At 72.0% G+C, this 17673-nt stretch carries 16 protein-coding genes and 1 pseudogene; 12 read left to right on the top strand and 5 right to left on the bottom strand.

The features are described from left to right. Positions 1-3: 3 nt before the first annotated feature. From GVV04_RS03115 to GVV04_RS03095, 5 genes are all read left to right on the top strand, one after another. Complete coding sequence (locus tag GVV04_RS03115) at positions 4-1881, top strand: hypothetical protein (protein ID WP_161684189.1); 1878 nt, start codon at positions 4-6, stop codon at positions 1879-1881. 35 nt (positions 1882-1916) lie between these two features. Next, complete coding sequence (locus GVV04_RS34260; protein ID WP_161684188.1) at positions 1917-2912, top strand: peptidoglycan-binding domain-containing protein; 996 nt, start codon at positions 1917-1919, stop codon at positions 2910-2912. A 164-nt stretch (positions 2913-3076) separates the two neighbouring features. Beyond that, positions 3077-4660 (top strand): bifunctional NAD(P)/FAD-dependent oxidoreductase/class I SAM-dependent methyltransferase, encoded by a 1584-nt coding sequence (locus tag GVV04_RS03105; protein WP_161684187.1) that lies wholly within the window; start codon positions 3077-3079, stop codon positions 4658-4660. A gap of 166 nt (positions 4661-4826) precedes the next feature. Beyond that, positions 4827-5006 carry a hypothetical protein gene (locus tag GVV04_RS03100; RefSeq protein WP_161684186.1) on the top strand — a complete coding sequence of 60 codons (180 nt, stop codon included), beginning with the start codon at positions 4827-4829 and terminating at the stop codon, positions 5004-5006. Between the two features lie 144 nt (positions 5007-5150). Continuing rightward, complete coding sequence (locus tag GVV04_RS03095; RefSeq protein WP_161684185.1) at positions 5151-6686, top strand: hypothetical protein; 1536 nt, start codon at positions 5151-5153, stop codon at positions 6684-6686. Here the strand turns inward: GVV04_RS03095 and GVV04_RS32710 are convergent. After that, positions 6673-7206 carry an RNA-guided endonuclease InsQ/TnpB family protein gene (locus GVV04_RS32710; RefSeq protein ID WP_328822177.1) on the bottom strand — a complete coding sequence of 178 codons (534 nt, stop codon included), beginning with the start codon at positions 7204-7206 and terminating at the stop codon, positions 6673-6675. The two genes, GVV04_RS03095 and GVV04_RS32710, sit on opposite strands and share 14 nt — an antisense overlap. Before the next feature lie 62 nt (positions 7207-7268). Between GVV04_RS32710 and GVV04_RS32705 the strand changes: the two genes are divergently transcribed. Further along, positions 7269-7625: a hypothetical protein gene (locus GVV04_RS32705; protein ID WP_235965548.1), complete on the top strand. Its 357-nt coding sequence runs from the start codon at positions 7269-7271 to the stop codon at positions 7623-7625. On the opposite strand, the pseudogene GVV04_RS34695 reads toward GVV04_RS32705, so the two are convergent. Continuing rightward, a pseudogene (locus GVV04_RS34695) lies at positions 7574-7693 on the bottom strand (helix-turn-helix domain-containing protein); the annotation flags it as partial. The gene GVV04_RS32705 and the pseudogene GVV04_RS34695 sit on opposite strands and share 52 nt — an antisense overlap. On the opposite strand from GVV04_RS34695, the gene tnpA reads away from it, so the two are divergent. Further along, a complete protein-coding gene (gene tnpA, locus GVV04_RS03085) occupies positions 7674-8090 on the top strand; it encodes an IS200/IS605 family transposase (RefSeq protein WP_161684184.1) in 417 nt (138 codons plus the stop codon). The pseudogene GVV04_RS34695 and the gene tnpA overlap by 20 nt on opposite strands. 194 nt (positions 8091-8284) lie before the next feature. Beyond that, entirely contained in the window at positions 8285-9730 is a 1446-nt protein-coding gene (locus tag GVV04_RS03080; protein ID WP_161684183.1) for a peptidoglycan DD-metalloendopeptidase family protein, read from the top strand. Positions 9731-9824: 94 nt separating this feature from the next. Here GVV04_RS03080 and GVV04_RS03075 read toward each other — a convergent pair whose 3' ends face one another. Then, a complete protein-coding gene (locus GVV04_RS03075) occupies positions 9825-10481 on the bottom strand; it encodes a TetR/AcrR family transcriptional regulator (protein ID WP_161684182.1) in 657 nt (218 codons plus the stop codon). A gap of 171 nt (positions 10482-10652) precedes the next feature. Between GVV04_RS03075 and GVV04_RS03070 the strand changes: the two genes are divergently transcribed. Together GVV04_RS03070 and GVV04_RS03065 are read left to right on the top strand one after the other, a co-directional pair. Then, the gene (locus GVV04_RS03070) at positions 10653-12821 is read left to right on the top strand and encodes an ABC transporter permease (RefSeq protein ID WP_161684181.1); all 2169 of its coding nucleotides are present in this window, start codon (positions 10653-10655) and stop codon (positions 12819-12821) included. A gap of 107 nt (positions 12822-12928) precedes the next feature. Continuing rightward, the gene (locus GVV04_RS03065; protein ID WP_161684180.1) at positions 12929-14230 is read left to right on the top strand and encodes an MFS transporter; all 1302 of its coding nucleotides are present in this window, start codon (positions 12929-12931) and stop codon (positions 14228-14230) included. 96 nt (positions 14231-14326) lie between these two features. Here GVV04_RS03065 and GVV04_RS03060 read toward each other — a convergent pair whose 3' ends face one another. Together GVV04_RS03060 and GVV04_RS03055 are read right to left on the bottom strand one after the other, a co-directional pair. Then, positions 14327-14692 (bottom strand): hypothetical protein, encoded by a 366-nt coding sequence (locus tag GVV04_RS03060; protein ID WP_161684667.1) that lies wholly within the window; start codon positions 14690-14692, stop codon positions 14327-14329. A gap of 41 nt (positions 14693-14733) precedes the next feature. Further along, a complete protein-coding gene (locus tag GVV04_RS03055) occupies positions 14734-15171 on the bottom strand; it encodes a hypothetical protein (RefSeq protein ID WP_235965546.1) in 438 nt (145 codons plus the stop codon). Between the two features lie 584 nt (positions 15172-15755). Here GVV04_RS03055 and GVV04_RS03050 point away from each other — a divergent pair. Both GVV04_RS03050 and GVV04_RS03045 read left to right on the top strand, forming a co-directional pair. After that, positions 15756-16511: a M23 family metallopeptidase gene (locus GVV04_RS03050; RefSeq protein WP_161684179.1), complete on the top strand. Its 756-nt coding sequence runs from the start codon at positions 15756-15758 to the stop codon at positions 16509-16511. An 87-nt stretch (positions 16512-16598) separates the two neighbouring features. Next, on the top strand, positions 16599-17348 hold the full coding sequence (locus GVV04_RS03045) for an ABC transporter permease (protein ID WP_235965545.1): 750 nt from the start codon (positions 16599-16601) through the stop codon (positions 17346-17348). The last annotated feature ends 325 nt before the right edge of the window (positions 17349-17673 follow it).

The following is a 17673-nucleotide window of genomic DNA, read 5'->3' as shown; positions in this document are numbered from 1 at the left end:
CCGATGACGATCAACTGGAAGAACGACGTGCCGCTGCCGATGGCCCGGCCCCGGTACTACGACCACCAGTACCTGCGGGCCGCCGACCTGGCCCAGGCGGTGGACTACCTGCTGTCCCGCCAGCACCTCACCGCCCGGCTGCGGCAGCCGGTCGGGGTGGTCAGCGGGCTGGAGCTCAGCGCGACCGGGGGCGACGTCACGGTCGCCGAGGGCGCGGCCGTCGACGCCGACGGGCTGCTCATCGTGGTGCCGGCGAGCCGCCGGGTGAGCCCGCCCGGCGACGGCACGTTCCACGTCACCCTGCGCTACCTCGAGACGCTGACCGACCGGCGCGACGAGGGCGGGGTGGCCGCCGAGACCCGGTGGACCGAGGAGGGCCGGGTGGAGCTGACCACCGCACCGCCGGCCGACCCACAGCGCGCGATCGTGCTCGGCCGGGTGGTCCGCAGCCAGGGCGTGGTGACCGTGCAGAGCACCGGCCGGCTGGTCGCCGGCCTGCGGGTGCCGGTCGGGGCGCTCGTGCCGTCCGTCGGCAACTCGCCGCAGGCCGGCATCCAGTTTCCCGCCAACGCCGGGGGTGGGGCCGGCGACGAGGCGTTCATCCGCTACTGGGCGGCGGCCGGCGAGAACACCGTCCTGCGGATCGGCAACAACAACGACCCCGACGACGCGATCACCTTCCACCAGGCCGGCGCGGACCGGCTGCGGATCAGCCAGAGCATGCTGCACCTGGGCAGCCTCGACGGCACCGCCGTGCCGGCCGACCAGGTGGCCGCCGGCCTCGGCTTCTGGGGGCCCGGCGTCCAGCACGGGCAGTTCTCCTTCCGGGCCGGCCGAGGCTTCGAACTGGTCGACCGCAGCACGGACACCCCCTCGTTGGGCTACCCCCTGCACAGCCGCCCGTACGCGGACCTGGAGGTGCAGGAACTGCGGGCCGCCCGGGTGCGCGGACGCGGCGGGCTGAACCTGCTCAGCGACGGCCAGGTGGCGGTCAGGGCCGGTGCCGGGCTTTTCGTGGTCAAGGAGGCCGGCGCCAGCGGGGACCTGACCGTGCAGGGGGCGCTCGGGGTGGGCGGGAACGTCCACCTCCCCGCGTCGGGATATCTCCTCGGGGCCGGCCGGCTGCACCTGACCGGCCCGGAGCGGCTGTACCTGCTCAACACCCAGGGCGTGTACATCGGGCACGGCGGCAGCTCCGAGCCGGACGCGGGCTGCCTGTGGGTGGAGAAGCGGGGTCTGATCGGCGGTGATCTTCAGGTCAACGGCCGACTCGGGGTGAAGACGAGCCCGAACTCGATTCCCGACTGGAGCGGCGGGGGCGTCAGCACCTTCGACCTGTTCGTCTCCGGGGCGATGTACGCGGGGCCGGCCGGCGGCCCGTACCCGATCTCGTTGGAGGCCGCCACCGGCAAGATCGTGGGCCGGACCAAGCAGTTCGTCATCGACCACCCGCTCGACGACCCGGCTGATCCGGACCGCCGGTTGCTGGTGCACGCCGCGTTGGAGGGCCCCGAGAACGGCGTCTACTACCGGGGTGAGGGGCGGCTCGTCGACGGGGCCGCCACCGTCGACCTGCCCGAGTACTTCGAGGCGCTGACCCGGCTGGAGGGCCGCACCGTCCAGCTCACCCCGGTCTTCGACGACGACGAGCCGGTGTCACCGCTGGCGGCGTCGCGGGTCGTGGCCGGCGAGTTCCGGGTCCGCACCGTCGACGGGTCCAAGGCGTCGCACGCCTTCTACTGGCAGGTCTCGGCGATCCGCGCGGACCTCGACCCGTTGGTGGCCGAGATTCCCGCCGCGGCGCCGCACACCGTCCGGCCTGCCCCGGCCGGCACCGATCCGACGCCCGATCCGGCGCCGGCGACCCCCACCGCCGCGTGACACCCCCACCGGCGATCAGCAGAGAGGAGCACGAGGTGGACGCGGTGATCGATCAGGTCGACGTCGACCGGACCCCGGAGGACGACGATCCGGGAGGCCGGATCGGGGAGGCGGTCGAGTACGACCTCTTCGCCGCCGAGGAGGAGCCGTCGCCGGAGCCAGCCGGGCTCGTGGCGTTCCACCTGGCGCCGACGCTGCGGCTGTTGCGCGACGAGATCGACCGGCGCTGGCCGCACCGGGACCGCGCCTCGGACGGCTGGATCGGTGACGCCGCCCACCAGGCCGGCACCTCCGACCACAACCCGGACGCGGACGACCGCTCGGTCAACGCGCTCGACGTCGACCGGGACGGCATCGACCCGCCGCTGGTGATCCGCAAGTGCATCGCGCACCCGTCCACCCAGTACGTGATCTTCGACCGGACGATCTGGAGCCGGACGCGGGGCTTCGCCCCGGCCCGGTACACCGGCAGCAACCCGCACGACAAGCACCTGCACGTCAGCGTCGGCCACACCCCGTCGGCGGAGCGGAGCGACCGGAGCTGGGGGATCGTCACCGCGCCGGTGCCGAAGCTCGGTGACCGGGTGTTGCGGCGCGGCAGCCGGGGCAGCGACGTACGCGAGTTGCAGACCGTCGCGGGTCGGCTGGGTGCCAGGCTGGCCGTCGACGGGGACTTCGGGGCCGCCACCGAGGCATGGGTGCGTACCTTCCAGCAGTCCCGGAAGCTGGCGGTGGACGGCGTCGTCGGTCCGTGGACGGTCGCCGCCCTGCGCGAGGCGACCAGGCCGCCCGCGCCGACGCCGGCCGGGCGGGCACCCGGCTCGCGCACCCTGCGCCGGGGGACGAACGGCGACGACGTGGCCTTCGTCCAGCGGTTCGTGGGGGAGCGGCGGTGCGGCCGGGCGACCGGCGCCTTCGACGCGCGGACCGAGGCCGGCGTGCGCTGGTACCAGGGGATGCGCGGGATCACGGTCGACGGGGTCGTCGGCCCGCAGACCTGGCGGCAGATGCAGGTCAAGGTCGCCTACTGACCCTCGGAACGGGTACGGCGGTCACCCGGGACCGCCGTACCCGTTCCCGCTGTCCCGTGGACGGTCACTTCGCCGTGGTCTCGTCGTTTGCCAGAACGGCAAATTTACTTGTCGGATCGGCGGGGCCCGCGGAACGGTTGTCCCTAACGAGCGGAGGGACGCACATGACGGACGAGACGTACGACGTGGTGGTGGTCGGTGGGGGCGCAGCCGGGCTGAGTGGGGCGCTGGCGCTGGCGCGGGCGCGACGGTCGGTGCTGGTGGTGGACGCCGGACAGCCGCGCAACGCGCCGGCCGGCCACGTGCACAACTATCTGACCCGGGAAGGCACGCCGCCGGCCGACCTGGTGGCGGCCGGGCGTGCCGAGGTGACCCGGTACGGCGGCGAGGTCGTCGCCGGTCGGGCCGAGACCGCGTCGCGGGACGGTGCCGGGTTCGTCGTGACGCTGGACGGCGGGCGCGGCGTGCGGGCGCGGCGGCTGCTGGTGACGACCGGGCTCGTGGACGAGCTGCCCGACGTGCCGGGGGTGGCCGAGCGGTGGGGGCGCGACGTGCTGCACTGCCCGTACTGCCACGGGTGGGAGGTCCGGGACCGGCGCCTCGGCGTCCTGGCCACTGGCCCGATGGCCGCGCACCAGGCGGACCTGTGGCGGCAGTGGAGCCCGCACGTGATGCTGCTGCTGCACGGCACGACGCCCGGCGCCGAGGAGACCGAGCGGCTCGCGGCGCGCGGGATCACCGTCGTGGACGGCCCGGTCGCGGGGCTGGAGGTGGCCGGCGACACGCTGACCGGGGTACGGCTGGCCTCGGGCGAGGTGGTCGCGCTCGACGCGCTGGTCGTGGCGCCGCGGTTCACCGCCCGCGCGGAGGTGCTGGAGTCGCTCGGCCTGACGCCGGTCGACGTGGAGTTCGGTGGGCAGGTGATCGGCAGCCAGGTCTCCGCCGACCCGACCGGGGCCACCGCCGTGCCCGGCGTGTGGGTGGCGGGCAACGTGGCCGACGTACGCGCCCAGGTGATCACGGCCGCCGCGGCGGGTCTGGCCGCCGGCGCGGCGATCAACGCCGACCTCGTCGCCGAGGAGACCCGTGACGCCGTGGCCGCCTACCGGCACCAGGCGGACACGATGTTCGAGGAGGCCGCCTGGGAGGAGCGTTACCGAGCCCGCGCGGCGGTGTGGAGCGGTCGCCCGAACCCGCAGCTCGTCGCGGACGCCACCGGGCTGCCCCCGGGCCGGGCGCTCGATGTCGGCTGCGGCGAGGGCGCCGACGCGCTCTGGCTGGCCGAACGGGGCTGGCGGGTCACGGCGGTCGACATCTCCACCACCGCCCTGGAGCGGGCCGCCGCCCACGCCGCCACCGCTGGTCCGGCGGTCGCGGGCCGCATCGAGTGGACGCACGCGGACCTGCGCGACCAGCCGCCCGCCGAGGGCGCGTACGACCTGGTGTCGGCGCAGTTCATGCACCTGCCGGGCGAGGCGCGGCGGGAGCTGTTCGCCCGGCTGGCCGCCGCGGTGGCCCCCGGCGGCACCCTGCTGATCGTCGGCCATCACCCGTCGGACCTGCGAACCACCGCCCGCCGGATGCACTTCCCGGAGATGATGTTCACCGGCGAGGAGGTCGCGTCCTCGCTCGACCCGGCCACGTGGCAGGTGCTGGCCGCCGAGGCCCGCCCACGCGCGGCGGTCGACCCCGAGGGACGCGAGATCACCATCCACGACGCCGTCCTGGTCGCGCACCGCCGAGCCTGACCGGCGGGTTCCTCGCCACGGGCGCGGGGAGGAGAATCGGTCCCGGTCCATCGGGAAGGACCTCCATGCGCGTGGGGTGGGCCGTGCCCCTTCAGGTGGCGCGTGCCGGCTGCACGCCTCCACCCCGCGCGTGGTCGAGCCGTGGAGCCGCAGGGAGGCGATCGGTATGAGGGTTGGAATGGTCGCGGCGGTGGCAGTCGGCATACCCGTGCTCTTCGCCGCGGTACTGCTGTCGATCGGCAAGGTGCTGGGGCGCCGCGCGAGGGCGGGGCTGCGCTCGGGTCGGTACACGTCACGGCGGGGCAACTCGTCGGACAACAGCTCGTCGACCATGGGCGGCGGCTGAGAGGCGGGGCGCTGCCGGCCCGGGCGGCCGCTCGCCACCGGGGCCGGTGGCGAGGTTCCGTCGCGGCGCTCGAACTCCGCCAATTAAGCCGCCTTGACCGGCCTAAATAGGATCGAAGCTCGTCATCCGCGAGGAGGGGTTTCGATGGGGCGGACGTTGCGGGTGGGTATCCCGATTCTCCTGCTGGGCGCAGTCGGCTGGTACGCCTCGTACGTCACCACCATCCTCGTGTGGGAGGTGCGCAAACTGGTGCCCTGGCTGGTGGCGCCGGCCCTGGTGGCCCTGCTCGCCGGGGCGCCGTTCCTGGTGCGACTGCTCACCCACCGGCTCCGCCGGGGCGGGACCACGCCCGCGGCGCCCGGCGGGATCGTGGCCCTCGGCTGGCTGGGCGCCGCCGTCGGGCTGGCCCTGGGGGCGTTCTGGCTGGCCTACGGCGAGTACCTCCAGGACCGGGCGTACGTGACCACCATGCGGGTGGTGAACGATCCGGTCCCGGAGCTGACCGCCCGCGCGCCGTACGTGGTCGGGAAGGCACAGGCCGCGCCCAACCTGGGCGACGTCACCGGCGAGATCACCGACGTCAGCTACCTGCCCGACTCCGACCGGTTCGCCGTCCTGGTCGAGCGGCGCGGCTGGTTGACCGGTTACGAGGTCGGCCTGGTGCAGGAGGTGCCGCTCGGCGGCAACAGCCGGGCGCAGCAGCGGTGCCAGTTCGACGTGTCGACCGCCGACGCGCGGATCGGCGGCTGGTTCACCCACAACCTGGGCCGGAAGATCTCCGCCGAGCGGCGCTGGGCCCGGTTCTCCGCCGACGACGCCTACGTCCACTGCCGGGGCGACACCCCGGTCGTGGTGGTGCCGCTGAAGCGGCAGACCGGAGTCCTGGTGGTGACCGAGCGGCCGGCCGGCGTGGCGCTGTACGACGGCCGGACCGGGAAGGTCACGATCACCGACGACACGACGAAGGTGCCCGGACCCTCCTATCCGATCAGCCTGGCAGCCGACCAGCGGGAGGGCACAGCCGCCGTCGGAGGCTTCGCCGACTGGTGGTTCGAGCGCAGCGGCTGGGACGCCTCCGAGGACGGCGCGAACGAGGGCAACGAGTCGGAGTTCACCCTGCGCCACCGCGACGGCAGTGGAGGCAGCGCGTACGTCACCCCGCTCACCCCGCAGGGCGAGGCCAGTTCGGTGGTGGCGGTGTCCACGGTGCCGCCCCGGCACTCAGGCGGCGGGCTCGCCCCGCTGACCGTGCACCGGCTCAGCCCGACCTGGTCGTCGCCTCAGGCGATCGTCGCCCTGATCAAGGCGGAGTACCGGGACGTCTGCTGCTGGAACGACGACCAGGTGTTCGAGGTCGTGCCGACCGGCGGCAGCACCTGGACCGCCACGCTCGGCAGTGCGCAGAGCATCCGGTACCGGGTGGAGGGGCGGGGCCAGGTCAACGGGCGGGAGGCGACCTGCCTGAAGAACGCCGACGGGACCCTGATCCGGTGCGCGTACGCCGCCCCCGGCTCGCCGGAGGAGCAGGAGCTGCAACGCCGGGAGCGGCAGAAGCAGCAGGAGCAGGCGGCGAACGGCGGCCCCGGCCCGGAGGACCTGACCACGTACTCCGACGAGCGGTTGGCCGAGCTGAACCGACGGATCTCCGAGGAGGTCAACCGCCGCCTCAAGGAGCGTTGACATCCTCTCCGCCCTTAAGGGCGGAGATTCCCTCTACGCTGCGTGTGGAACACGCGGCGTCCGGGTGGGTTACCGCTTCGCCGCGCGGTGCCAGCATCGCTGCTGGTCTTACCTGCGCTCCACGGTCGTTGAAGTCCGCCTGTCCGGCGGCCTTGATGTTAATGGCGGCGTTGACGTCCCGGTCGTGGTGGCTGCCGCACGGGCAGTCCCACGCTCGGACGTCCAGGGCCGTCTTCGAATTGATCTGGCCGCAGTCGGAGCACATCCGGGTGGACGGGAAAAACCGATCCACCCGGCCGAAGGTGCGCCCGTATCGGGCGGCCTTGTACTCCAACATCCTCGTGAACGAAGCCCATCCGGCGTCGTGGACGGACTTCGCGAGCCGGGTCCGGCCGAGACCGATCACGCACAGGTCCTCGACGTACACCGCTTGGTTGTCGCGGATGATCGCCGTGGACAGTTTGTGCTGCCAGTCTCGCCGGGTGTCGACCACTCGCGCATGAGCACGGGCGACCTTCACGACGGCCTTCTTGCGGGACGTCGCCGATCTTCGGCAGGCGCAGGCGACCGTTGTCCAGGACCTTGAACCGGCTGTTCCTGGTGAACCGGATGGCCTGCCGGTTGTCCTTGCGGGAACGGAACCTCGGGGGTGCCACCTTGCGGCCCTTGCGTTTGCCGCTGATCGAGGCGAAGAAGTTGCGGTACGCCGTGTTCAGGTCGGCCAAGGCCTGCTGCAACACGACCGACGACACCTCGGAAAGCCACGCCCGTTCCGGTGTCGCCTTGGCCTCGGTGATCCGTTTCGACAACTCGGCGTCCGACAGGTACTTCTCGCCGTTCTCCCTGGCCATCTGTCGTGCGCGCAGCCCGTCGTTGAACACCACGCGGGCGCACCCGAACGACCGGGCCAGCGCTTCGCACTGGGCGGTGTCCGGGTAGACCCGGTAGTGGTAACGGAGCTGTACCCGATCACCGTACCATTGGTCTATGGCTGAATTTGAAGGCATCCGCACTGGTAGACACTGCGTTTTCGCTCTGCACGCCCACTTGGTCTTCGTCACCAAGTTGCGGCACAGGGTGTTCGACGACCGGCACCTCGCCCGGATGGAAGAAATCATGCGGGCCGTATGCGCCGACTTCGAGACCGAGCTGATCGAGTTCAACGGGGAAAACAACCACGTCCACCTGCTCGTGAACTTCCCACCCAAGGTCGCCCCGGCGAAGCTGGTCAACAGCCTCAAGGGTGTGTCCAGCAGACGGATGCGGCAGGAGTTCCCCGACCTCACACACCACTACTACCAGACCAACAAACTCTGGTCCGGCTCGTACTTCGCGGGCTCCGCCGGCGGCGCACCACTGAAGGTCGTACATGATTACATCGAGCAGCAGAACCGCCCGACCTAAGACACCGCTCAGGCCCTGGCGGCCCTTCCAACGCGGGCCTCCACCCCCACCCGGAAGGGCGAAGCGTTGGCCCGCAACCCCGGTAGCGGTGGTTCCCGACCCGGCGACCCAGGGCGGGCATTGATATTTCCATGGGTGTACATGTAGGAATACCTCTGCCGTGGTTGATCAGTTCTGCCCGGGAGAGGGAGCACATGGGAATCGCGAGGAGAAGTCTCATCCGTGGCGCGGCGGCCCTCACCGGCCTGTCCGCCGGTGGGATGCTGTTGCCCGGCCGGGCCTATGCCGGCCCGGCGATCCACAACCCCTTCGCGGGCTACCCGATCACCAACGGGTGGCAGGATCACCTCAACCGGGGCTCCCGGGGCGGCATCGACTTCGGGATGCGCGTGGGCACACCACTGCCCGCGTGCGGGGCGGGCACGGTCACCAACACGCCGTTCAACGGCGGCGGCGGACACACGGTCACCATCAGCCACTCCGAGGGCTATCGCAGCCAGTATCTCCACCTGTCCCAGTTCGCGCTGGCCAACGGGACGTACGTCTCGGCCGGCGCGATCGTCGGGCTGTCCGGCGGCGCCGCGGGCGCACCCGGATCGGGCAGCTCGACCGGGCCGCACCTGCACTGGCACATGATCAACCCAGCCGGGGCCTATCTCAATCCGCTGGTCTACATCGCGCAGAACCCGCCGGCGGGCGCCGGCGGCCCGATGTTCCACCAGATCCGCGTCGCCAGTGGGGCCTGGACCGGATTCCAGCCGCTCGACGGCTACCAGACCACCGCGCACGGCAGCGCCAAGGACATGGCGGTGGCCGGCCTCCCCGACGGCACGGCGCAGATGCTCATCGTCGGCCTGGACGACGGCGTCTACCACCGCATCCGCAACGCCAACGGCACCTGGAGCCCGTTCCAGCCGCTCAACGGCGTCGGCACCACCGGCACCGCGCGGGGGAAGCGGGTGGCCATCGCCGGCCTGCCCGACGGCTCGGCCCAGGTCGTGATCGTCGGCGTCGACGACACGGTCTACCACCGCATCCGCTACGCCGACGGGAACTGGACCGCATTCGGCAGGCTCAACGGGTTCGGCACCCCGAGCCCGGCCGGTGCCAGGGACGTCGCCATCTCGGGGCAGCCCGACGGCACCGCACAGGTGGTCATCGTCGGCATGGACAGCGGCATCTACCACCGGATCCGCAGCGTCGGCGGGCCGTGGAGCGAGTTCCAGCCGCTCGACGGCAACGGCACCGGAACGACGGCGATCGGAAGCGCCGTGGCCGTCGCCGGCCTGCCCGACGGGTCGTCGCAGGTCGTCATCGCGGGCGTCAACGGATACCTGCACCACCGCATCCGGTCCGCCACCGGCGCCTGGAGCCCGTTCCAGCCGCTCAACGGCAGCGGCACCAGCAGCCCGGCGGTGGCCAAGGACGTCGCCGTCGCGGGGCTGCCCGACGGCACCTCGCAGGTGGTCATCGTCGGCGCGGACGACGCCATCTACCACCGGGTGCGTGGCGCCGGCGGTTCCTGGACAGAGTTCAACAGCCTGCCTGGCGTCGGAACCCCGACGCCGGCCAGGGGCAGCCGGGTCTCGCTCGCCGGCCTCCCCGACAACTCCACCCAGTTGGCGCTCGTGGGTCGTTGACCGGGGTCCCGGTCACGGCACCCGGGGGCACGTGCCGTTGCGCCACGAACGTGCCGTTACCGCACCGACATGCCTTTGCGGTGCCAAAGCGCCGTTACGGCACGGTCGGCGTCGGCGTCTCGGTCAACGGGTTCCTGCTCCCCGCCTGGCTGATCGGGGCGAGCAGCATCCCGGTGATGGCGTCGGACAGGAAGTCGCCCACCGAGTGCCAGCGCGGGTCCTGCCCGTCCCGTTCGGCGCGTGCCTCGACCTCCGCGCAGGCCGTCGCGACGATCAGGGCGATCAGGCTCGCCCGGGCGGTCACCACCCCCTGATCCAGGTGGGCGAGGCGGGACGCCACCGAACGGGCGATGAGGGTCGCGGTCGGGACGGACTCCGTGGACTCGCGCATCAGCGTCGCCGTGGCCGGGTCGTTGATGGCCTGGCTGAGGAAGCGGGCCCGCCAGCTCGGCCGAGGCAGTGCGGCCAGGCTGTCCATGGACGGCATCACGAGGCTCCGCACATCGTCGAGGACCGAGTCGGAGCGGGCGAACATCGCCCGGCGGGGCTCCTCCAGCGCGGTCCCGTGCCGCATGATCAGCGCCCGCAGCAGGCCCTCGCGGCCGCCGAAGTAGTAGTGCACGGCCGAGTGGTTGGTGTTGCCGGCCGCCTCGGCCACCTTGCGGTCGGAGACCTGCGCTATGCCGGCCTCGGCGAACAGGCGTTCCGCCGCGTCGAGCAGCGCGGTCCGCGCCGCCTCTGAGCGGGCCATCGGGGGCACCTCCTCGCACGTCGGGGCCGGTGTGACGGACATCAAGGTACCCGACCGCGACTTCGTAAGCCACGTGACTTACATTTGCTCGGTGGGTCGGTCCGCGTGGCGCACCCGCGACGGCTCTCGTTCCTCTGGCACTCGTCCGACAACACCCCAGGAGTCACGCCTATGGAGTCCCCGCCGGACCCCTCGTCCACCACCGCACCCGGAAAGGCTCCGGCAGTGGAGGACCGCAAGACCCGGATCGCGCGCTACATCGCACTCTTCGCCATGCCGTTCATCATGGTCACGATGATGTTCGCCACCTACGTGGGCACCATGCACTCACCGCACCCGCGGGAGATGCCGGTGGCCGTCGTGGGAACGGGACCCGGGGCGGAGGCGATCGTCAACACGCTGAACTCCGCACCGGGACAGGCCGTGGACGCGCGGCTGGTCCCGTCGAGCAGCGACGCGGTGGAACTGCTGAAGGACCGCGAGATCGCGGGCGCGCTGGCGGTCCCCGCCGAGGGATCGGACCGGGCGACGATCTACACCGCGATGGCAGCCGGGGCCTCCCAGGCCACGACCGCCCAGCAGATTCTCGCCCCGGTCGCCGTGGGGCAGAACTGGACGACGGCGGCCGAGGACGTCGTTCCCCTGCCGGAAGGGGACATGTCGGGCATTGCGGTCCTGTTCGCCGGCATGGGCATGATGCTCGCCGGGTACGTGCCGCTGAGCATGCTGCTGATGGCGGTTCCCCACCTGCTGTCCGTGCGTCGGTTCCTGCCACTGCTGGCCGGCTGGTCGGCGCTCACCAGCACCATCATCTGGGTGATTCTCGGGCCGATCGTGGGCGCCGTCGACGGTCACTACCTCCAGTTCCTCGGCGTCGGAATGCTGGCAACCGGGGCCGTCGGCCTCGCCCAGCTGCTCTTCACCAAGCTGATAGGGCCGCTCGCGGTCCTCATCGGCATGTTGCTCTACGTCGTGCTCGGCATGCCGTCGTCGAACCTGGCGCTGCCGGTCGACATGATGCCCAAATTCTTCTCGTTCCTGCACGGGGTGCTCCCGCTCCCGGCGGCGGGCGAGACGCTCCGCGCGCTCCTCTACTTCGACGGCCGTGGCGCCGGGGCTCACCTGCTGACGCTGGCCGCCTGGCTCGTCGCCGCGCTGCTGCTGTGTCTGCTCAAGGAGCGCAAGGGCGGAGCCTCGATCCCCGGCGCCCCGACGGTGAGCCACCCCGACGTGCCGCTGCCGGCGCTCGCCGGCGGCCCGCCGAGGTCCAAGCGGTTCCGTTACGTGGCGGTGGCGGCGTTCCCGCTCTCCATCCTGGTGATGGTGGTGGGTCTGATGAGCTTCTCCATGCACAAGCCGGAGGTCCATGACCTACCCGTCGTCGTGGTCGGCGCCGCGACCGAGCAGGCCGAGCAGATGGCCGCCGGCCTGGAGTCGAAGCTGGGCGGGATGCTCGACGTCCAGGTCGCCGCGTCGGTGACCGAGGCCACCGACCGCATTCTCGACCAGGACATCGTGGCCGCCTACGTGCTGCCGCAGGCGCCCGGCGGCGAGGCGACGCTCTACACCTCCTCGGGTGCCGGAGTCAGCCAGCAGAGCGTGGCGAAGGCGATGTTCCAGCAGGTCGCCGCCCAACAGCAGAGCCCGTTGACGGTGACCGACGTGGCACCGCTGACCGACACCGACACCATGGGCAGCAACAGCCTGTACATGGGCATGTCGTGGATCATGGCTGGGTTCCTGATCATGGCCGTGCTGCGCGGCGGGGCGCCGGAGCTGAAGCGGCTGCGCCAGTTCCTGCCCCTGCTCGGCGGCTGGTCGATCGGGATGGCCGTGTGGCTGTGGCTGCTCTTCGACGTCATCATCGGCGCGGTCGGCGGGCACGCCTGGGAGATGATCGGCTTCGGCGCCGTCACCATCTTCGCCGTGTCCGTGGTGACCGGCGTGTTCACCCGGACCTTCGGCCTCGCCGCGATCGTCCCGGTGATGGTCGTGATGATGCTGGCGGGTGTGCCCGCCTCCGGCGGTGGGCTCTCGGTGTACATGGTGCCCGAGTTGTTCCGTACCCTGCAGGGCATCCTGCCGCTGCCGGCCGCGGTCGACACGGCGAGATCGCTGATCTACTTCGGCGGCGACGGAGTCGGCAGGAACCTCCTGGTCGTCGCGATCTGGGGGGTGATCGGCCTCGTGCTGAACCTCGTCGTCGACCGTTGGCGGCGGCACCGGGACGGCCGGGTCGGGACCGCCGGCCCGGACGGTCCTCCGCCGGCCGCCGGGACGGCCGAGGTCGGTGCCCGCTTCGGCGGCCTCGGGGGGCTTGAGCAGGCCGCAGCACGCTGAGCCGTCGGCCGGGCCGGTGCCGCGCCTCGATCCGTCGAGGCAGTGCGGCGCCCGCCCGGCCGGGTTTCCGGGCCGGCGCTACCATCACCCCTCCGGATGGAGGGCTGATGTTCGCTCCGCTGCGGTACGCCGCTTTCCGTCACCTGGCTGCCGGTCGGCTGGTCAACATGCTGGGCAACGCGATCGCTCCCGTCGCGCTGGCCTTCGCCGTGCTCGACCTGACCGGCTCGGTGCGTGACCTGGGCCTGGTGGTCGGCGCGAGGTCGCTGACGAACGTGCTGTTCGTGCTCTTCGGCGGGGTGCTGGCCGATCGGATGCCGCGCCGGCTGGTGCTGGTCGGCTCCAATGTGCTCGGCGCGCTGACCCAGGCGGTGGTGGCCGCACTGGTGCTGACCGGCGCGGCGACCATCCCGTTGCTGCTGGTGCTCGGCGCGGCCAACGGCGTCGTGAGCGCGCTGGCTCAGCCGGCGTCGGCCGCCGCGACGCCGCAGACCGTGCCGCCGGAGCTGATCCAGCCGGCGAACGCGCTCATCCGGCTCGGCATGAACGCCGGCATGATCGGCGGGGCGGCGCTCGGTGGCCTGCTGGTCGCCGCTGTCGGGCCCGGCTGGGGCCTCGCCGTCGACGCGCTCACCTTCGCCCTCGCGGCGGTCGCCTTCGCCGGTGTCCGGGTGGCCGCCACGCGGTCAGCGAGCACCGGCGCGAGCATCCTGGCCGACCTGCGGGAGGGCTGGAGCGAGTTCACCGCGCGGACCTGGGTCTGGGTGGTGGTGCTCGGCTTCATGGTCCTCAACGCGGCGCTGGCCGGCGGGGTGAACGTGCTCGGCCCGGCCGTCGCCGACGAGACGATCGGGCGCGGCGCCTGGGGCGTGGTGTTGGCGGCGGAGACCGTCGGGATGGTCGTCGGTGGGCTGATCGCCCTGCGGATCCGGGTACGCCGGCTGCTGCTGCTCGGGGTGGCCTGCATGTTCGCCGAGTCGTTCCTGCTGTTGGGGCTGGCCCTGGCGCCGACCGTCGTCGTGCTGGTGGTGGCCGGGATGGCGGTCGGGATCGCCGTCGAGCAGTTCGCGGTGGCCTGGGAGACCTCGATCGCGCAGCACATTCCCGCCGAGCGGCTGGCCCGGGTCTACTCGTACGACATGTTGGGGTCCTGGGTCGCCATTCCGCTGGGCCAGGTGGTGGTGGGGCCGGTCGCCGGGGCGATCGGCACCCGCGAGACGCTGCTGATCCTCGCGGCGCTGGTGGTGGCTTCCGTCGTCGGCATGTTGGCCAGCCGGGACGTCCGCCGGCTGCGGACGGCGGCCCCCGCCCCCGCCCCCGCCCCCGATGCGGTGCCGGCCGGGCAGGCCGACGGCGGACCGGGGGACCGCACTGTCACCGCGCCCGCCGAACCGGCCGGCCGCGCCTGACCCGGCTCTGGTGGCGCCAGCAACGACGCCGGGAGAGGTGCCCTGTCCCGCGTCCGGCGGGGCGTCAGCCAGCCGACCGCCGCCATGCAGGCCGGCTCACGGCAGGCGGCGGGGGAGTTGACCGGGTGCCCGACGATCCTCCGCCACGACTGACTGCACCCGGCGGATGGTCGCGCCTGGTGCCATGATCACTTCCCGCCACCGCTCCAGCGTCCTGGTCAGGTCCCACACCGTGCTCCGCAGTTCCTGCAGTTCACGCTGGGATGCGGTCAGCTGCTCCCGGACGGTCAGCGCCTCGGCCTCCAGTTCGGCGACCCGCGCCCGCAGCGGCTGCACCAGGGCCAGCGCCGCATCGGTCAGTGCTCCGGCCGTCTCGGCCTTCAGCTTTCGCCGCTGCACGGTCACCGTGGCCAGCACGGCGAGCCCGCCGGCGCCCCCGAGCATCCCGAGCATGGAGATCATCAGCTGCGCCCAGTACAGGGCGTCCGGGTTCGATGCGGCGATCATGTCTGCACCTTCGAGCACGGATTATCTTGCGGATGGTGCATCCGGATCAGCCGGCGCAGTGATCCCAGGATCTCGGCCGAACGCAGCCACGACCCGAGAGCCACCGCCCCGACGAACGACGCGGCCACCACCGCTTGGTCTCCGGCGAACACCAGGACGGCGATCACGTACATCGCGGCGAGCGCACCCAGCGCCAGCACCGCGGCGAGCTCGATGCCGAGCCCGGTGCCGAGCTGCCCCGGCCAGAACATGCCGAGCAGGCCCGCGGCGCCGACCACGATCAGGCCGAACTCCCACAGGACCCTGATCGGGTCGGGCGTCGCCACCTCCAACGAATGCGGCCGGATGCCACCCACGGCCAGCAGGAGGCCGCACACGGGCGTGGTGGCGAGGACCGCGAACTCGTACACCCGGTTGCTTGTCCGATCCCGCAAGCTCCCCATTGCACACTCCCTTCCCCAGGTGCGGCCTCGTCGACGCACGGACGACCGATGATCTTCGAACGTGGCGCCGCGCGACGACGCTGCCGCCGCGGTGTCGGGACATGACGCCGGGCAATCCTCCGCCGGCCCGCCGGGTGGGCACGTGCTCGCATCACTCCCCGTGCCGCGGGCCACGTCGCGCGGCCTGCCTGCGGTCCCAAACCACATGAATCAACCATATGCGCAGGTCAGGTGCCTTTCGGCGGCCTGGAGGGGGTGACTGGATCACCGCAGCGCTCAGGGGAACGAGTGTCAGAATATCGACAGTTGTTTGCGTTGTCCGCAGTGTCCTATCTTCGCCCGGTCTCCGTCGGCGGGTAGCCGGCAGGGGCGGCTGCCGCCGGGGACGCCGGCCCTGCGCTCGCCCGGCGCGGGCCCACCGGGTCGCACACCGGCGCCCGGTGGGCCGCCGCCACCGCGGGACCGGTCGAGGGACCCGGGACATCTGCCTCTGTGGATATAGTGTCGGCCCGGGATGATCTACCAACGAGGTACTCGAAGGACACGCGCACCCGGGGCCAGGAGGGACGGCAGTCATGGCGAACGAGCCCCAGCCTCACCGCGGTGACGGCGGCGAGCTGCCGGCCGTGGGCCGCAGGGAGCTGCTGCGGGGTACGGCGGCGGTGGCGGGCGGTGTGGTGCTCGGCGGACTGTTCCAGTCGGCGCCCGCGCTGGCGGCACCGGTGATCTACAACCCGTTCAGCGGCTACCGGATCACCGACGGATGGCAGGAGCACCTCGACCGTGGCTCCGCCGGGGGCGTCGACTTCGCGATGTCGGTCGGCACGAACCTTCCTGCGTGTGGCGCCGGGACGATCTCGAACATCCCGAACAACGGCACGGGCGGTCACACCGTGACCATCAACCACTCCGACGGGTACCGCAGCCAGTACCTGCACCTGTCCCAGTTTCTGCTGGCGAACGGGACCTCAGTGGCGTCGGGAGCCATCGTCGGCAGGTCCGGCGGCGCGGCCGGCGCTCCCGGCTCCGGCTCCTCGACGGGGCCGCACCTGCACTGGCACATGATCGACCCCGCGGGTCGCCGGATCAATCCGTTGGCCTACGTCAATCCGACCCCGCCGCTCGACCTGTGGAAGGACGACATGAAGCTGATCCAGTCCACCAACCGGGGCATCGCGCTGGTCGGCCCCGGCTACTTCCGCCAGCTCAGCAACAACGAGGAGGTGACGGCCGCCGTCGCGCTGGTCGGCAACCCCCTGATCGGCAACGACCGCCAGTTCGACCTGTGGCGCAGCATCGCCTTCGACGGCCAGGTCAAGGCGCCGTCCTGACGGTCGACCCGGCGGACCGCCTCAGCGCCGCACCGACGGCCGTAGTCACGCGGTTCTCTCCCCGAACCGCTGGGGCAGACTGACCGGATGTCCTCGACGATGCTGGTGGTCGGCCCCGAACTGTTCGTCGCCCTGGTCGTGCTGACCGCCGTGGCGGCGGTCGTGGTCGCCGTCGGGAAGCTCGGGCACGGTCAGCAGATCGTTGTCGCCGCTGTCCGCGCGGCTGTGCAGTTGGCGGCCGTGTCGCTGCTGATCGCCGCCATCGTGGCGTCGCTGTGGGCCACCGCCGCCTTCGTGGTCCTGATGTGCGCGGTGGCGGCCGGCACCTCGGGGCGACGGATCACCGGTGGCGCTCGCGGCTGGTGGGCCGCCGTGCCGATCGTCGCGGGAAGCCTGTCCGTTGTCGGGGGGCTGCTGCTGGCCGGCCTGGTGCCGGTGCGGGGAATCGCGGTCATCCCGGTCGCCGGAATCCTGATCGGCGGCGCGATGACCGCCACCTCACTTGCCGGTCGACGCGCCCTCGACGAGCTCACCGGCCGGCGCGGCGAGGTCGAGGCGGCCCTGGCCCTCGGCCTGCCGTCCCGAGACGCGGTGCTGCTGGTCTGCCGACCCGCAGCCGGCCAGGCGTTGATTCCGGCGCTGGACCAGACCCGCACGGTTGGTCTGGTGACCCTGCCCGGCGCCTTCGTCGGTGTGCTGCTCGGCGGAGCCGGCCCGGTCGCGGCCGGGATCACGCAGCTGTTCGTCCTGGTTGGTCTGCTGGCGGTGGAGGCCGTCGCGGTCGTCCTCACCGTCGAACTGGTGGCCCGAGGTCGCCTGCGACCGAACTCGGCGTGAACTGCCTGCCCGCCACTGCGCCGCGTTACACGTCGTTGCGCGTTGCTGCCCGCCGCCTGGGTGCCGGAATCGGTGCCGGAATCCCTGTTTGGACTAATCGCCGGGGCGTAGTGGTCGGACCACTGGGTCGCGTGGCGTGCCATGAGGTCACCGACGATCCGCCGAACGGCGGATCGAAGGGTCGGGTGTCCGGAGTGCGGGCGTGGCCTCCGGCAACCAGCGCAGCGCACCGCTCCCATCCTGACCTGCGGGAATCTCGGCCGATTGCGGTAACGGTCAGGTCACGAGGCATTCCGGAGGTGTTGCTGCTCGGCTAGCCTCCCGG

It is taken from the genome of Micromonospora rubida (assembly GCF_009908295.1).
Taxonomy (GTDB): domain Bacteria; phylum Actinomycetota; class Actinomycetes; order Mycobacteriales; family Micromonosporaceae; genus Micromonospora; species Micromonospora rubida.
This window is presented reverse-complemented; position numbering and strand designations above follow the sequence as displayed.

Bases quoted from the DNA above. Each gene is read 5' to 3' on its own strand.
- tnpA (WP_161684184.1), top strand. From the start codon at position 7,674: ATGGCTGAATTTGAAGGCATCCGCACTGGTAGACACTGCGTTTTCGCT.
- GVV04_RS03115 (WP_161684189.1), top strand. From the start codon at position 4: ATGACGATCAACTGGAAGAACGACGTGCCGCTGCCGATGGCCCGGCCC.
- GVV04_RS03060 (WP_161684667.1), bottom strand. From the start codon at position 14,692: ATGATCTCCATGCTCGGGATGCTCGGGGGCGCCGGCGGGCTCGCCGTG.
- GVV04_RS03045 (WP_235965545.1), top strand. From the start codon at position 16,599: ATGTCCTCGACGATGCTGGTGGTCGGCCCCGAACTGTTCGTCGCCCTG.
- GVV04_RS03070 (WP_161684181.1), top strand. From the start codon at position 10,653: ATGGAGTCCCCGCCGGACCCCTCGTCCACCACCGCACCCGGAAAGGCT.
- GVV04_RS03075 (WP_161684182.1), bottom strand. From the start codon at position 10,481: ATGGCCCGCTCAGAGGCGGCGCGGACCGCGCTGCTCGACGCGGCGGAA.
- GVV04_RS03095 (WP_161684185.1), top strand. From the start codon at position 5,151: ATGGGGCGGACGTTGCGGGTGGGTATCCCGATTCTCCTGCTGGGCGCA.
- GVV04_RS03080 (WP_161684183.1), top strand. From the start codon at position 8,285: ATGGGAATCGCGAGGAGAAGTCTCATCCGTGGCGCGGCGGCCCTCACC.
- GVV04_RS03065 (WP_161684180.1), top strand. From the start codon at position 12,929: ATGTTCGCTCCGCTGCGGTACGCCGCTTTCCGTCACCTGGCTGCCGGT.
- GVV04_RS03105 (WP_161684187.1), top strand. From the start codon at position 3,077: ATGACGGACGAGACGTACGACGTGGTGGTGGTCGGTGGGGGCGCAGCC.
- GVV04_RS03050 (WP_161684179.1), top strand. From the start codon at position 15,756: ATGGCGAACGAGCCCCAGCCTCACCGCGGTGACGGCGGCGAGCTGCCG.
- GVV04_RS03100 (WP_161684186.1), top strand. From the start codon at position 4,827: ATGAGGGTTGGAATGGTCGCGGCGGTGGCAGTCGGCATACCCGTGCTC.